This is a genomic window from Nocardia sp. NPDC050710 (assembly GCF_040654375.1).
Lineage (GTDB): Bacteria > Actinomycetota > Actinomycetes > Mycobacteriales > Mycobacteriaceae > Nocardia.
Genome location: NZ_JBFAHV010000001.1, coordinates 800314 through 815382 on the forward strand (window position 1 = coordinate 800314; position 15069 = coordinate 815382).

Here is a 15069-nt window from a genome sequence, read left to right on the forward strand (position 1 = left end):
ACCGAACGCCGGGGCCTCATCGAGGCTCCCGGCGTTTCGCCGTATGTCAGCGATCCGGAATCGGTTCGGTGGCACCGATCTTGTCGAACAGCGCGGCCAATTCGACCGCGATGCCCGGGGCCGCGGCGGCCACCAGATCGCCGTCGACGCCGGGGGCGGTAGCGGGCGGCAGGGTCAGCACCGCGCCGGCCTCAGCGGCGATGAGCGCACCCGCACCCCAGTCCCAGGCATTGAGCCCGTGCTCGAAATAGGCATCGACCCGGCCCGCGGCGACATAGCAGAGGTCGAGTGCCGCCGCCCCGAACCGGCGGATATCGCGTACCTGCGGCAGCACCTCCGCGATGAGCGCCGCCTGCCGGGTCCGCCGGTGCTTGCCGTAGGCGAAACCGGTTGCCACCAGTGACATCGACACCGCATCGGCCTCGGTGCACCGCAGGTGTTCGACGGCGCCGTCGGCGTCGACGCTGATAGCACCGAGCCCGAGCCCGGCGCTGTAGGTCACCGCTCGCGCGACATCGACGACCGCACCCGCGATCGAGCGGCCGCCACGCATCGCCGCCACCGAGACCGCGTAGCCGGGGACGCCGTAGAGGAAGTTGACGGTGCCGTCGATCGGATCGACCACCCAGTGCACCGCGTCCGGGGCGCCGGCCAGGCTGCCGCCGCCCTCCTCCCCCAGGATCGGATCGCCGGGCCGCTGCTCGGCCAACCGGGCCCGGATCAACTCCTCGGCCTCGGTGTCCACCACGGTGACCGGATCGGTCGGGTGGGTCTTGGTCTGGACGGCGTCGTCGGCGCGCGCACCGGCCGGGCCGAACACCTCGGGGCGGCGGGCGCGCACATGCGCGGCGGCGGATTCGGCGAGATCGACCGCGATGCGGCGCAGCTCTGCCACCTCCTCCGGGGGCAGGTCGACGGATGCGGCAACGACTGACGTGGTGGATTCGGACACGCCCTCCATCGCATCACAGATCCTTCGGGGTGCGCAGTATCGAACTCGCATTACTCTTGTCGTGCACGACACAACGCCGTCGTCGGGCACCTCATCGCCGCCCGTCGTGGGTGAGGCAGTGGGACCGGTGCGACGGCGCTGTCGGCACACCGGCCAGCAGGGGCGTTCGGACGGACGTCCGCACCACGCATACGGAACGAGGGGTTAGCCATGTCCGCTCGGGGGCACGCATTCGGTATCGATATCGGCGGCAGCGGCGTCAAGGGCGCCGCGGTGGATCTGGCCACCGGCGCGTTGGTCCACGAGCGCATCAAGATCCCGACGCCGCGGCCGTCCACACCGCAGGCGGTCGCCGACGCGGTGGCGAAGCTGGTCGCCGAGGCCCAGTGGGATGGCCCGGTCGGCATCACCCTGCCGTCGGTGGTGCTCGGCGGCGTCGCGCGCACCGCCGCCAATATCGATAAGGCGTGGATCGGCACCGATGCGAGAACACTGTTTTCCGCCGTGCTGGGCGGGCGCGAGGTCAGCGTGCTCAACGACGCGGACGCGGCGGGTCTGGCCGAGGACAGGTACGGCGCGGCAAAGGATTTCGCCGGGCTGGTGCTGTTACTGACCTTCGGCACGGGCATCGGCTCGGCGCTGCTCTACCACGGCACGCTGGTGCCCAACACCGAATTGGGCCACCTCGAGATCGGCGGCATGGAGGCCGAGCACCGCGCCGCCGCCTCGATCAAGGACCGGGACGGACTCAGTTATCCGCAGTGGGCGGCGGAGGTCAGTACCGTACTGATCGGTCTGGAGAATCTCTTCTGGCCGACGGTCATCGTCGCGGGCGGCGGCATCAGCCGCGACGCGGATCAGTGGATCCCCCTGCTCACCAACCGAACTCCGGTGCTGCCCGCGCACCTGAAGAACACCGCGGGCATCGTCGGCGCGGCCATGGCCGTCGACGCCGGCCTGGCTCCATGAGGCATCTCCGAAACGACTCGCCCGGGATTTACCGGGCTCACCCCGTCGCGCGCGGCACCGCAATACGCAAGGTGGCCATAGGTACCCTAGTTGGATCGTTACAATGGAACATGCCCGGCGGTGAGCCGGTGAAACCCGACCGGCCCTCCGCCGGTGAAACCCGACAGACCGCTCCGCCGGAACACCACTCTGGCGTGACGCCGCACGAGACCGTCACGAAAGGGCGTACGTGGTAGCCACGACCCGTCAGACCGCCGACTCGGCCGATGCCGACTCCGCAGATGTAACCGAAGCACGGCCGGTCCGCAAGGCTGCCGCCAAGAAGGCCCCCGCCAAGAAGGCCGCCGCGAAGAAGGCGGCGCCCGCGAAGAAGGCCGCCGCCAAGAAGGCGCCCGCGAAGAAGGCGGCCACGAAGAAGGTCGGACCCGACGGCGAGCCCGGCGGCGATGAGGTGCTCGACGACGAGTCGATCGAGATGGAGGATCTCGAAGACCTCGAGGTCTCCGAGGACGACCTCACCGATGACGCCGAAGAGATCGTCGAGGACGCGGCCGAGGAAGCAGCCGACGAGGAGGCCGAGGCCGACGAGCCGACCGCCGCGGACAAGGCCTCCGGCGATTTCGTCTGGGACGAAGAGGAATCCGAGGCGCTGCGGCAGGCCCGCAAGGACGCCGAGCTCACCGCATCGGCGGACTCGGTGCGCGCCTACCTCAAGCAGATCGGCAAGGTCGCGCTGCTCAACGCCGAAGAGGAGGTCGAACTCGCCAAGCGGATCGAGGCCGGCCTCTACGCGGCCGAGAAGGTCCGCGAATGGGCCGAGGCGGGCGAGAAGCTCCCGGTCGCGACACGCCGTGACTTCAACTGGATCGTGCGCGACGGCAACCGCGCCAAGAACCACCTGCTGGAGGCCAACCTTCGCCTGGTGGTCTCGCTGGCCAAGCGCTACACCGGCCGCGGCATGGCGTTCCTGGACCTCATCCAGGAGGGCAACCTGGGTCTGATCCGCGCGGTCGAGAAATTCGACTACACCAAGGGCTACAAGTTCTCCACGTACGCCACCTGGTGGATCCGGCAGGCCATCACCCGCGCCATGGCCGACCAGGCCCGCACCATCCGCATCCCGGTGCATATGGTCGAGGTCATCAACAAGCTCGGCCGCATCCAGCGCGAGCTGCTCCAGGACCTGGGTCGCGAACCCACCCCGGAAGAGCTGGCCAAGGAAATGGACATCACACCGGAGAAGGTGCTGGAGATCCAGCAGTACGCGCGTGAGCCCATCTCGCTGGACCAGACCATCGGCGATGAGGGCGACAGCCAGCTCGGCGACTTCATCGAGGACTCCGAGGCCGTGGTCGCGGTGGACGCGGTGAGCTTCACCCTGCTGCAGGATCAGCTGCAGTCGGTTCTGGAGACGCTGTCCGAGCGCGAGGCGGGCGTGGTCCGTCTGCGCTTCGGCCTCACCGACGGCCAGCCGCGCACCCTCGACGAGATCGGCCAGGTCTACGGGGTCACCCGTGAGCGCATCCGGCAGATCGAGTCGAAGACCATGAGCAAGTTGCGCCACCCCAGCCGCTCCCAGGTGCTGCGCGACTACCTGGACTGAGATATCTCGGCAAGATGTGGCCTGACCTGCGAGTTTGCAGGTCAGGCCACAACTGTTCGACAAGCACAGCGCTGCCAGTCGAGATAGTCGCCGCCGAGTTCGTCCCGATGTTCGCTGCCAAGGGATGGCGGCTCGAAGGATTCCTCTGACGGTGCCCGCACCTCGGGACTGCCACAACCGACGGACGGAGCGATCCCGTGGGGGACGATCCCATTGACGGTCCCCGGAGCGATGATCACGACCGGCAGGCTCACGGGAGGACCGAGCGGTCAGCCGCCGCGCAGGCGTCGCGGAATCACCGCCGAACCCGATCGAGGTCGGGTACCGTCGCGTCATGCTGATCGAGAAGTCGATTGCACCGTCGTTGGACACCCTCCGGCCGACCAAGCCGACCTCGTCGCCCACATTCCCGGTATACGACCATCTCGAGGCAGCGCTCACCAAGGTCGAGCAGCAACCCGACCCGACCGTGGCCCACACCCTCGCCGTCGCGTCCGGCTACGCCTACTCGGACGCCGAGACGGTGTCGACGATGCTCGCGCGGATGGGCCTGACGGGCGCCCACTGCCTGGGGATGCACATGACCGTGGACGCGATGTTCATCCGGTCCACCGCCTACCTGATCCAGAGCAGCGACGGCAGCGTCGTGATATTGGCCTACCGCGGCACAGAACCGACCAACGTGGTCAACTGGCTGACCGACGCCGATGTCCACCCCGACAAGATCGCCTTCCCGTTTCCGAAGCCCCAGGGTGCGGAGGCCGTCGATGCGGACGCGTATGCCGTCCATGCCGGGTTCTACCGCAACGTACGGGCGACCCGGTTCGCGGTGATCGCGGCGTTGAAGCGGGCGCTCGAGGGGCGCTCCGTACTCGACGACGACGAACAAACGCCGATGGAGCCGATGGAGAAGCCGCTGACCACGCTCTACCTCACCGGTCACAGCCTCGGCGGGGCGATGGCCGCGCTCATGGCCGTGATGCTGTCGGTGGAGGAGGAGTACGTCGAGCTCTTCGCGCCGGTGTCCAAGGGCGCATACACCTTCGGCGCACCGATGGTGGGCTCGCCGGAGTTCGCCAAGGCCTGCGCCGCGCACGAATTCCTCGACCGGAACGTGATCCGCTACGTCTACCGGAAGGATGTGGTGCCGCACCTCCCGCCGAGCGACTCCGACGATTTCCAGCACTTCGGACGCGAGTACCGCTACGACCGCAGCGAGTGGAAGGACACCTCCGACGACCCGATCATGCAGATGAGCGACCTCATCGGGCTCGTCGAGCTCCCACTCGGCTTCGTGGCGAGCAAGTTCCGTGGGCTGCGGGGCCTGCCGTTCCGGTTCTCTGTGAACGACCACGGCCCACAGCACTACATCTCGGCCATCACGGCCCTGACCGAAGGCAAGACACTCAACGAATTCGGCGACGCCCATCTGATCCCGGCGAAATGATCTCCTGACACACTCGCCGAGCGGTTCGGCTACTTGGGGTCGGGTTGGTCGAGGTGGTGTCGTATGTGGCCCAATCCAGCGCCAGCCGGACCGGATGTCCGGACGGTCGGTATGGACGCGCGTCCTGTCACCGGCCGGTTATGTTCTAGAGCGGCAGGAGGTGGTGTTTGCGGGGGCCGTGCTGGATGGTCTTTCCGCGGAGCAGGCGCAGTGCTTTGCGGATTTCCAGTCGGGTGTGGGCCGGTTCGATCACCGCGTCGATGTAGCCGCGTTCGGCGGCGGTCCACGGGGTGGCCATGGTGGCGTTGTAGAAGTCGATCAGCTGCCGGCGTAGTGCGGGCCGCTCGTTCTCCGGGACGGCTGCGAGTTGACGGCGCTGGGTCAGGCTGACGGCGGCTTCGGCGCCCATGACGGCAATACGCGCTGTGGGCCAGGCGAGGTTGATGTCGCCGCCGAGTTGTTTGGATCCCATGACGGCGTAGGCGCCGCCGTAGGCTTTGCGGACGATGACGGTGACGATCGGCACGGTGGCTTCGGTGACGGCGTAGAAGAATCGGCCGCCGCGTTTGATGACGCCGATCTTTTCCTCTTCGACGCCGGGCAGGACCCCCGGAGTGTCGACGACGAAGACCAGCGGGAGTCCGAAGGCGTCGCAGAGCCGGATGAAGTGCGCGGCTTTGTCCGAACAGCGGGCGTCGATCGCCCCGCTGGCGACCAGCGGCTGGTTGGCGATCACGCCGACGCTGCGGCCGTCGACCCGTGTGAAGCCGGTGATCAGGTTGCGGGCGGCGGCATCGCCGACTTCGTGGAAGTCGCCGTCGTCGAAAATCCTTGCCAGGATGTCGTACATGTCGTATCCGGCCCGGTCAGAATCGGGAATGATTGTATTCAGTTCCCGGTCGCTGTCGGTGAGGCCGGGCTCGAGGCCAGGATTCACCACGGGTGGCTGGTCGAAGCAGTTGGACGGCATGAAGCTCAGATAGTTACGCGCCCAGGCGAATGCCGCGCGTTCGTCGGCGGCGACGTGGTGGATATTGCCGTTCTGGGCTTGGTTGAACGCGCCACCGAGCTCTTCGAGAGTCACCTCCTCACCGGTGGTCTCGTGGATGATGTCAGGTCCGGTCACGAACATGTAGGCGGATTCTGTCGCTATCAGCACGTCCGTGTTGATCGGTGAATAGACTGCCCCCGCAGCACATTTGCCCAGCATCAACGACACCTGCGGCACTGCGCCGGACATGCGTAGTTGCCGTCGGCTCAGGGCCGCGTACCAGGCGAGCGAGGTCGCGGTGTCCTGTACCCGCGCACCACCGGAATCGTTGATCGCAAGGAATGGGCACCCGACATCGGCCGCCAAGTCCATCGCTGCGGCAACCTTGCGCCCGAACATCTCCCCGATCGATCCGCCATACACCGTCTGATCGTGCGAAATCACCACTACCGCACGCCCATCGACCGTTCCCCGGCCGGTGACAACGCCGTCGCCGTAGAGGGCGTCAGCACGTCCAGGTTGCCGCACGAGCGCACCTACTTCGATGAAACTACCTGGATCCAAGAGCATTTCGATGCGGTCGCGCGGGCTGGGAATGTTCTTCGCGGCGCGTTTGGCGATTCCTGCCGCCCCTGTCGGTTCGTGTGCTGCTGCCAGATTCTGTTGCAGTAGAGCGAGTCTCGCGCCAGTCGTCTCCACAGATGGTTCCTCCCTCGAACCGGGCTGCCGGTTTCACCTTCAAGGGCCGACCCTAGCCGGAATAGACGAGTGCACAACTATGTGTACTGCAATAGACTCAGAGGTCGTGTCGTCTACAGCAATACACCGCGATGCAACGAGCTACCAGGCGCGAGCCGGCCGTGTACTCGAGGAACACACCAGGGCGATGATCGCCGCCGCCGCCGAGCAGGTGATGATGGACAGAATCACCACACCGCATCCGGGCAGTTCCATCGAACGGCTCACGCTCGCCGATGTGTGCAGCAGTGCCCGTGGATACATTCGACGCGACGGCACCGAGGGCCCGATCCCGAAGGCCACCATGTGGAAGCACTTCAAAACTCTCGAAGCGCTCGCCGCCGCGGTCATCGTGAACCTGACAGCCGACAATCGGCCGGTACCGGATCAGATCGCAGCGCTCGCCGCGCGAGGCGAACACGCCGGCATCCGGGTCGACAGGGTCGATGCGCAACGATTGGAAGCGCGATTCTCCGCCCGGCACTACGACATCGCTCGTATGGAAGAACAGTTCGACCACGCATCGACCCGCAATGAGCACTCCGACATGCTGTTCTGGGCAGCGGAACTGGCCGAACGCCACCTGCAACAACGGCGCCGTGGGAATCAGCAACCGGTGGTCGCGGCCCGCGACTGGGCGCGCCGGGGGATCGCCCTGGTCGATCCAGCAGCGCGCCTGGATTGCATGATGGGGATACGCTGCACCCGCGCAGCGGCAGCCGCCGAATCGACCCTGTGCAAGAAACCCGTCTACGAGCCCACCGGGCTGAGCCGGATCCGGTCCATCAAAGAAACCGAGATGGGCTTCGCCGACGCTCTCGGCTGGCAGTTGCACCACGAACTGGCGCGATTCCACGCCGAACATGCCCGCGCGCTCAGCGAAGAAGATCCTGACCGCGAAATGCGAGCGCATCACACGATCACCACCACGCTGATCGAGCTGTGTAGCCCCAACCCAAGCATCGCCCGGGAGCCACAAGACACCCTGCGGGCATACGAACTCGCCGATGTCATCGTCGGATTGCGCCGAATCCACCTTGCCTATGCAACCCATCCCGAACACCAGCAGCTGTACGCCGCGATCTTCGGTGAAGATATGGATAACCCGACACGAAAGTTGTTGGCCTGCTTCCCCTCAACCACCGGTGAACGCCACCGCCACGAAGGCAACATCCGCGCGCTACTGCGCCTCGCCGATCTCACCAGCCGGTTCGACCGACCCGACCCGACCGCTGAATTCGACCGCATCGGTTCGACCGTGGAGAACTACGAACAGGCGGCTATCGACCTGCTCCGAACCGCAGAATACGGCATCATCCGCGACATCCTCGTTGCGCGCTACCTGACAGCGAAAGCGCAATCCCTCGGAATAACGAACGAGCCTGCCAAGCGCATAGGCGCCGACCGAACCGGCCACTCCCTTGTTCATCCTCACCCAGCGGTACTGATCCAAGCCGCCATCCAGTTCTACGACCACACCGCCGCCGCAAGCCCACGCGGCGCCAGCGGCATTCTTCGCACGTGGGCCGCCAACGCCAGCACCGACCTGAAACGCGCAGACCCCTCGCGAAGCGCAACCAGCACCGCACCCGCGCCACCCGTCAGCGAATTCGACACCATCGCCAAAGCGATCAACGACCTCGTGCTGATCACCATCAGCCGCCGAAACCGCTTCACCGACAACGAAATCGAACATCTCATCGACCTGATCGACCCCATGTACTACTACATCACCTCTGGTCGCAACTGAACAACCAACAGACTGACCGACGCTCGATCCGCCACGACTCGGACATGTGCACATGCGGCATCGAGCAGTTCAACTCCGCACGCATGCTGGCAATAGTTATAGATAGTGAGCTGTAAGGCCGCTTCCCGCGCGGTTAGAAACAGTCGGGCGAACCCTGACCCGAGACACCTCGGACCGACCGTGCCCAGGGGAGTACGCCACGAAGTCGACGGTTTGAGTAAGGACCGCCCAGTCAGCACGTTGCTGTAGTGCGGTGGATACGGCAGTTCGCGAAGTTTGTGCCCGCTGCACCCCCAGCAACGGCACCTCCTCCCGGCGGGCCGCATCCGACCAGGCGAGGCTGTCCGAACTCGCCAACAACGAACCACAGGCGCCCGAACCCGAACGGTCACGCCGTAGTGCCAGCAGTACCACGGGGCACTTGGCGCTCATCGGATTGCGTTCACTCCAGGATATCGGCAGGCACAGCGCTTGTTGATGACGCCGAATTTCTTTGGAGGGGCATAGCATTCACACGTTCATAATGCGACGACTACTATCGGCTCCATGTTTCGGGGGGCCGCATTCACTGCGGTGTGTGCTGTTTCGATACTTCTCAGTGGATGTGGGCAGGTGGTCGCAGGACGACCCGGTCCCGAACCCGGTGCGGTCGGTGTCGCCGCGACGGCGCCGTCCACCACCCCCGCGGGCGATCGGGTCCCGCTGCGTGTGCTCGCGGGTGAGTGGACTGGTTCGTATTTCTGTTCACAGGGCGAGACGGCCCTGACGTTGACGCTCGACCCGCCGGACGGCGCCGGCTCGCGTGCTGTCTTCGGCTTCGGCCCCTCCCCGGCGAATCCCGGGATCCCGATCGGCGCCTTCGAGATGGGCGTGGGCTATCTGCACAATGTCCTGACCTTCACCCAGCGGCGCTGGATCACCCGGCCCGGTGACTACCTGATGGTGGATCTGGTCGCCGACGACGTCTCGCCCTCCCATCTCAGCGGCCGGGTGACCGGCCCGGGATGCACCATCTTCCAGGTGACCCGCCGCATCTGATGAGCGCACCGGCGTATGTCATTCAGACCCAAAAAGTGTTGTGCCGCCGACACACTTGATGCGTGAGCGCTGTTCTGCAACAGATTCTTCCGCTGGCCGGTGTGATGCTCGGCGCGGGCGCGACCTACGCGGTGACCGCATTGAACGAACGCGCCAAGTGGCGACGGATGCAGAACACGCGGTGGGACGACCGGCGGCTGGCCGCCTACAGCGAATACGGTAACGCCCTCAAGAAATTGGTGACCGTGTCCTATCAGCTCGCGGCCGCGCGCGGATATCCGGCGGCCACCCAGCCGATCGATCTCGATATCGGCCTCCGGGTACTCGCCGAGACGGAGGTCGAGCGCTCCATCAAGTGGGAGACGATGCTGCTGCTCGCCTCGCCGGAAGCTATTGCGGCAGCGCGGGATTGGCACACGGCCGCGTGGGCGCTCGGCCATGTGGCACAGGGGCGGGCGGTGGACCACGAGGTGTATACGCGGCTCTACGAGAATATGGGACGTCGCCGCAACGAGTTCTACAAGTGCGCGCGCATCGATCTGGGCGTCGGCAGCGGCGTACTCCCGGCCGAACACGAAGCCTGGTTGATCGGCTGGGCGCAGTCGGTTCCGACACCCGAAAACCCTTAGGCCACTAACCAATTTCACTTTCAACTAAACCCGAAAGTGATGGAGGCCACCTACCGGAATCGGCTTTCGCAGCGCGGTTCGGCCACCCCTGCCGTATCGTCTGAGCCTCTACAAGTTTCAGTTACGCCGGGCGGCCTCGTCCGGCAGTGGGGTTTTGTTGTGCTAGACATTTACCACTTCAGTTACGGGTGGTTGACACCCCTACTGGCCTACGCCATGTCCTTTACGGGCTCGCTTCTCGGGTTGCAGTGCACCGCCCGGGCCAGAACGGGTCAGGGCCGTGCCGGGTGGCTCGCCCTGGCCGCCGTCTCCATCGGCGGCACCGGCATCTGGGTCATGCATTTCATTGCGATGCTCGGGTTTTCGATCAAAGGCGCGCAGATCCGCTTCGACGTGCCGCTCACCCTGCTGAGCGCGCTCACCGCGATCGTCGTGGTCGGGCTCGGGCTGTTCCTGGTGATCACCCCGCGTCCGACGCTGTTCGCGTTGCTGGCGGGCGGCACCGCCACCGGCCTCGGCGTGGGTGGTATGCACTACACCGGCATGTACGCGATGAAGACGACCGCCACCATCAGCTACGACATGCGCCTGGTCGTGTTGTCGTTGGTGATCGCGGTGGTGGCGGCCACGGTGGCGCTCTGGTTCACGTTGCGCGTCAGGGGTTTTGTCCCCACCATCGGCGCGGCACTGATCATGGCTGTCGCGGTGTGCGGCATGCACTACACCGGCATGTCGTCGATGCACGCGCACCACAGCGGCCATCACGCTGCCCCCTCCGGCGTCGACGGGCTCCAGTTGCTGGCCCCGCTGATCGTGGCGATCAGCATCGTGACCATGCTGCTGCTCATCAGCATCAGCCTGACCTCGATCGAACGCGATATCGAGCTACCACCCCTGCGTCCCCCCACCCTGCGCCCCACGGGCGACGATGTGGCCCCGCCGCCCATCGCGAAAGCGCCACTACTGCAACCTGTTTCAACCCCGATCGAGCGGCCCGAACCCGAGCAACCCGATCACTGGGTGGGCACGGACTCGCCGACCACGCCGTACTGGCCGACCACCCGCCCGGTACCCCGCCGTCGCTGAGAAGAGGTGACGTCGCAGGCGTCGCTATCCGGTCTCGACCGCGACCACCTCTCCGGAGCCGAATGCGTCGGCGCGTGAGGTGTCCTTCAGGTCGACACCGGAGCGGCCCAGCGCGCGGGCACCGAAAACCAACCCCGCCACCACTTTTGCCGCCTGCTCGTAGCCCAGGCCCTCCGGTGGATGGATATTGGAAATGCAGTTGCGGTCGGCGTCGGTGCGGCCGGGGCGCGGTAGGTGGGTCAGATAGATGCCCAGACTGTCGGCCACCGACAGGCCGGGGCGTTCACCGATGAGGACCACCACGGTGCGCACGTCCATGGTTTCGGCGATATGGTCGCCGAGTGCCACGCGAGCCTGGGTCGCGATCACCGGTGCCGCGAGCGAATAGTGCGGCGCCAGCTCCTCGACCAATGCCGCGAGCATGGCGGGCCCGTGATCGGTGAGGGCGCGCGGCGAAAGCCCGTCAGCCAGAACGAATCCGATATCGGCCCCACTGCGCGGAATGTCGGCAGGCTCCCCCGCCGCGGGCAGCCGCCCCAGATCGGGCCTGCGCAGATATTCGGCACGATGGGCGGCCCGGCTACGCACATGTACGGCGGGCCCGAGCCCGAGTGCAGCGACCCGGTGGGCCAGCTCCGCCACCGCGAGCGGGGTGTGCACCGCATCCCGCGCCGCCGCATGCGCCGCGCGGAACTCCAGCACCCGCGCCGTCGGCAACGCATCCCCGGTCCGCCCGAGCCCGATCCGAGCCTGGGTCGTCCGGCGCAACTCCCGCCAGAATCCCTGCTCCGCAGAATCGATCGCGGTGGGCACCGGATGCGCCGCGCTCATCGCGCACCCGCCAGGGCTCGCAGTGGTGAGGACAGCGGTTCGACCGGGCGGATCCGGCCGGTCCCGTCGAGCATGCCCAAACCGGCCAGCCAGGACTCGAATTCGGGGGCGGGGCGCAGGCCGAGCACGCGGCGGGCGTAGAGCGCGTCGTGGAAGCTGAGGCTCTGATAGCCGAGCATGACATCGTCGGCGCCGGGCACTGCGATAACGAACGCGACACCCGCGGCGCCCAGCAGGGTGAGCAGCGTGTCCATATCGTCCTGGTCGGCTTCGGCGTGATTGGTATAGCAGACATCCACGCCCATGGGCAGGCCGAGCAGTTTGCCGCAGAAGTGGTCCTCGAGCCCGGCGCGGATGATTTGTTTACCGTCGTAGAGGTATTCGGGCCCGATGAATCCGACAACGGTGTTGACCAGCAGTGGGTCCAGGTCACGACAGACCGCGTAGGCGCGGGCTTCCAGGGTCTGCTGGTCCACGGGCTTGCCGCCGCTGCCCAGGTGCGCACCCGCCGAGAGCGCCGAGCCCTGACCGGTTTCCAGGTACATGACGTTATCGCCGACGGTGCCGCGTCGTAGCGACCGGCCCGCCTCGTTCCCCTCGCGCAGCAGTGAAAGATTCACGCCGAACCCGGCATTCGCGCCCTCGGTACCGGCTACGGACTGGAACACCAGGTCCACCGGCGCACCGGTCTCGATCAGCCGGATGGTGGTGGTGATGTGGGAGAGCACGCAGGACTGGGTCGGAATGTCGAACCGTACGCGCACCTCGTCGAGCAGGTGCAGCAGATCCGCGGTGGCCTGCGGCGAATCGGTGGCCGGATTGATGCCGATGACCGCATCGCCGCAGCCGAGCAGCAGCCCGTCCAGCACCGCCGCGGCGATGCCGCGCGGATCGTCGGTGGGATGGTTCGGTTGCAGCCGGGTGCCCAACCGCCCGGGCAGTCCGATGGTGCTGCGGAATCCGGCCGTCACTTCGGCCGCGCGGGCGACGGCGATCAGATCCTGGTTGCGCATGATCTTGCTGACCGCGGCAACCATCTCCGGTGTCAGGCCGGATGCGACCGCCCGCAATGTGGCCGCGGGCGCGCCGCCATGCTCCCCCGCCGCGACGGCCAGCAGCCAGTCTCGCAGCCCACCCACGGTGAGATGTGAAATCGGTTGAAAGGCAACCCGATCGTGGGTATCGATAATGAGCCGGGTGACCTCGTCGGTTTCATAGGGCACCACCGGATGGTCGAGGAATTCGGTCAATGACACCTCGGCCAGCGCCCACTGCGCCGCGGCCCGCTCGGCATCGGAGCCCGCAGCGCAGCCCGCGAGTTCATCACCGCTGCGCAGCGGGGTCGCCTTCGCCAGCAGTTCCACCAGTCCGTCGAATTCGTAGGTGACTCCGCCCAAATGCTGCACGTAACGCGTCATTCGAGCTCTTCCTCGGCGCGCGCCAGCACCGCGAACTCCTCGTCCGGGGAGTCGGCGACCAACCGGTGCCGACTGTAGAGGCCGAAGTAGAGCATGAAGGCGCAGAATGCGGCGAGTGTCCAGCCCGCGGCGACCGGGTCGACCAGGAAGGTCGCCACCACCGCGGCACACGCGATGGCCAAGGCAAACGCGGTGGTGCCAATGCCGCCCGGTGTGCGATAGGGCCGCGCCATATCCGGCTCCCGCACCCGCAGCACGATATGGCTGATCATCATCAGCACGTAGCTCACCGCGGCCCCGAAGACCGCCATATTCAACAGCATCGCGCCCTTGCCGGTCAGTGACAGCGCGAATCCGAGGGCACCGGGCACGATCAGCGCCAGCACCGGAGCCTTGCGGACGTTGGTCACCGACAGGCGGGTCGGCAGGTAACCCGCCCGGGATAGCGCGAAGGTCTGCCGAGAGTAGGCGTAGACGATCGAGAAGAAGCTCGCCACCAGCCCGGCCAGGCCGATGTAATTCACCGCCTTGGCCGCCGCACCGTCGCCGAGCGCCTCGACCAACGGATTGCCCGAGCTCGAAATCGCCTGCGCGCCGACCGCACCGGTGGCCAGGAACAACACCGCCGCACCGGTGACGATCAGCAGCAGCATGCTGACGATGATGCCCTTGGGCACATTCTTCTCCGGCTCGCGCGCTTCCTCCGCGGCCAGCGGCACGCCCTCGACCGCTAGGAAGAACCAGATCGCGAACGGTATCGCGGCCCAGATGCCGAACAGCCCGAACGGCAGGAACGACGAAGAGCCGACGGCGTTCGGATCGGCGGGGATATCGGTGAGCTTCCCCGCGTCGAACATCCCCCACGCCGAGATCGCGAACACCAGCAGACCGACCAGCGCGATCGCCGTAATGACGAACATCGCCTTGAGCGCCTCCCCCGCTCCGGTCAGGTGCACGCCGATGAACAGCGCGTAGACGGCCAGATACACCCACCAGCCGTCGGTGATCCCGAACAGATTCAGCGATTCGACGTAGGCCCCGATGAAGGTGGCGATGGCGGCGGGCGCGATCGCGTACTCCAGCAGCACCGCGGTACCGGTCGCGAATCCACCCCACGGTCCGAGGGCCCGCCGAGCGAAGGTGTAGCCGCCACCCGCCGCGGGCAGCGCGGCCGACAGTTCGGCCATGCCGAGCACCATCGCCAGGTACATGGCCGCGATCAGCACGAACGCGACGAGTAGGCCACCGAACCCGCCCTCGGCCACCCCGAAGTTCCAACCGGAGAAATCACCGGAGATCACATAGCTGACACCGAGACCGGCGAGCAGCAGCCAGCCCGCGGAGCCCGAGCGCAGCGTCCGCTTCGCCAGATAGTCGTCCCGCGCCGTGGTTCCGGTCGCCGGTGCGTCATCAATCGTCATAGTGGGTCCGCACTCCTCCGCCACTGAATTGGTCAGTGGACCAATTCTTGGGGGCGAATGTTGCCCACGCGTGAAACGAGGTTACGGACAAACCGCCGGGTCCGTGACGCGGCACACAGGGCTGGCGGGTCGCGCTGCGACGCCGGGCAATCGCGCGGCACACTCGTCACCGTCGTTACCTCCGCCGCGAGCCGAC

The 15069-nt window shown here is 66.5% G+C and carries 12 protein-coding genes; 7 read left to right on the plus strand and 5 right to left on the minus strand.

Annotated features, from left to right (window positions below; all coding sequences use genetic code 11):
• Positions 1–46: 46 nt before the first annotated feature.
• Positions 47–961, minus strand: a complete 915-nt coding sequence (locus tag AB0H61_RS03735) for an inositol monophosphatase family protein (RefSeq protein WP_357298785.1) — start codon at positions 959–961, stop codon at positions 47–49.
• 201 nt (positions 962–1162) lie between these two features.
• Here AB0H61_RS03735 and ppgK point away from each other — a divergent pair, with 201 nt between their 5' ends.
• From ppgK to AB0H61_RS03750, 3 genes are all read left to right on the plus strand, one after another.
• A complete protein-coding gene (gene ppgK / locus AB0H61_RS03740) occupies positions 1163–1921 on the plus strand; it encodes a polyphosphate--glucose phosphotransferase (protein ID WP_357298788.1) in 759 nt (252 codons plus the stop codon).
• 229 nt (positions 1922–2150) lie between these two features.
• Positions 2151–3524 carry an RNA polymerase sigma factor gene (locus AB0H61_RS03745; RefSeq protein ID WP_357298791.1) on the plus strand — a complete coding sequence of 458 codons (1374 nt, stop codon included), beginning with the start codon at positions 2151–2153 and terminating at the stop codon, positions 3522–3524.
• 334 nt (positions 3525–3858) lie between these two features.
• Entirely contained in the window at positions 3859–4971 is a 1113-nt protein-coding gene (locus AB0H61_RS03750) for a lipase family protein (RefSeq protein ID WP_357298793.1), read from the plus strand.
• A 145-nt stretch (positions 4972–5116) separates the two neighbouring features.
• Here the strand turns inward: AB0H61_RS03750 and AB0H61_RS03755 are convergent, their stop codons facing one another.
• Positions 5117–6490: an acyl-CoA carboxylase subunit beta gene (locus tag AB0H61_RS03755; protein WP_357298795.1), complete on the minus strand. Its 1374-nt coding sequence runs from the start codon at positions 6488–6490 to the stop codon at positions 5117–5119.
• 16 nt (positions 6491–6506) lie between these two features.
• On the opposite strand from AB0H61_RS03755, the gene AB0H61_RS03760 reads away from it, so the two are divergent.
• The 4 genes from AB0H61_RS03760 to AB0H61_RS03775 all read left to right on the plus strand — a co-directional run bounded on the left by AB0H61_RS03760 (position 6507) and on the right by AB0H61_RS03775 (position 11203).
• Entirely contained in the window at positions 6507–8450 is a 1944-nt protein-coding gene (locus AB0H61_RS03760; RefSeq protein WP_357298798.1) for a hypothetical protein, read from the plus strand.
• A gap of 612 nt (positions 8451–9062) precedes the next feature.
• Positions 9063–9488 carry a hypothetical protein gene (locus tag AB0H61_RS03765; RefSeq protein ID WP_357298800.1) on the plus strand — a complete coding sequence of 142 codons (426 nt, stop codon included), beginning with the start codon at positions 9063–9065 and terminating at the stop codon, positions 9486–9488.
• Positions 9489–9550: 62 nt separating this feature from the next.
• Positions 9551–10117, plus strand: coding sequence for a hypothetical protein (locus AB0H61_RS03770; protein ID WP_357298803.1), 567 nt, complete (start codon positions 9551–9553; stop codon positions 10115–10117).
• Between the two features lie 159 nt (positions 10118–10276).
• Positions 10277–11203: an MHYT domain-containing protein gene (locus AB0H61_RS03775; RefSeq protein WP_357298806.1), complete on the plus strand. Its 927-nt coding sequence runs from the start codon at positions 10277–10279 to the stop codon at positions 11201–11203.
• A 24-nt stretch (positions 11204–11227) separates the two neighbouring features.
• On the opposite strand, the gene eutC is transcribed toward AB0H61_RS03775, so the two are convergent.
• Genes eutC through eat form a run of 3 tightly spaced genes read right to left on the minus strand, consistent with a single transcriptional unit; the run spans position 11228 to position 14873 of the window.
• Positions 11228–12034, minus strand: coding sequence for an ethanolamine ammonia-lyase subunit EutC (eutC, locus tag AB0H61_RS03780; protein WP_357298809.1), 807 nt, complete (start codon positions 12032–12034; stop codon positions 11228–11230).
• Positions 12031–13452, minus strand: coding sequence for an ethanolamine ammonia-lyase subunit EutB (locus AB0H61_RS03785; protein WP_357298811.1), 1422 nt, complete (start codon positions 13450–13452; stop codon positions 12031–12033). Before AB0H61_RS03785 ends, eutC begins: the two co-directional genes overlap by 4 nt.
• Positions 13449–14873 carry an ethanolamine permease gene (gene eat, locus AB0H61_RS03790; protein ID WP_357298813.1) on the minus strand — a complete coding sequence of 475 codons (1425 nt, stop codon included), beginning with the start codon at positions 14871–14873 and terminating at the stop codon, positions 13449–13451. The genes AB0H61_RS03785 and eat overlap by 4 nt, the downstream gene beginning before the upstream one ends.
• Positions 14874–15069 lie beyond the last annotated feature (196 nt).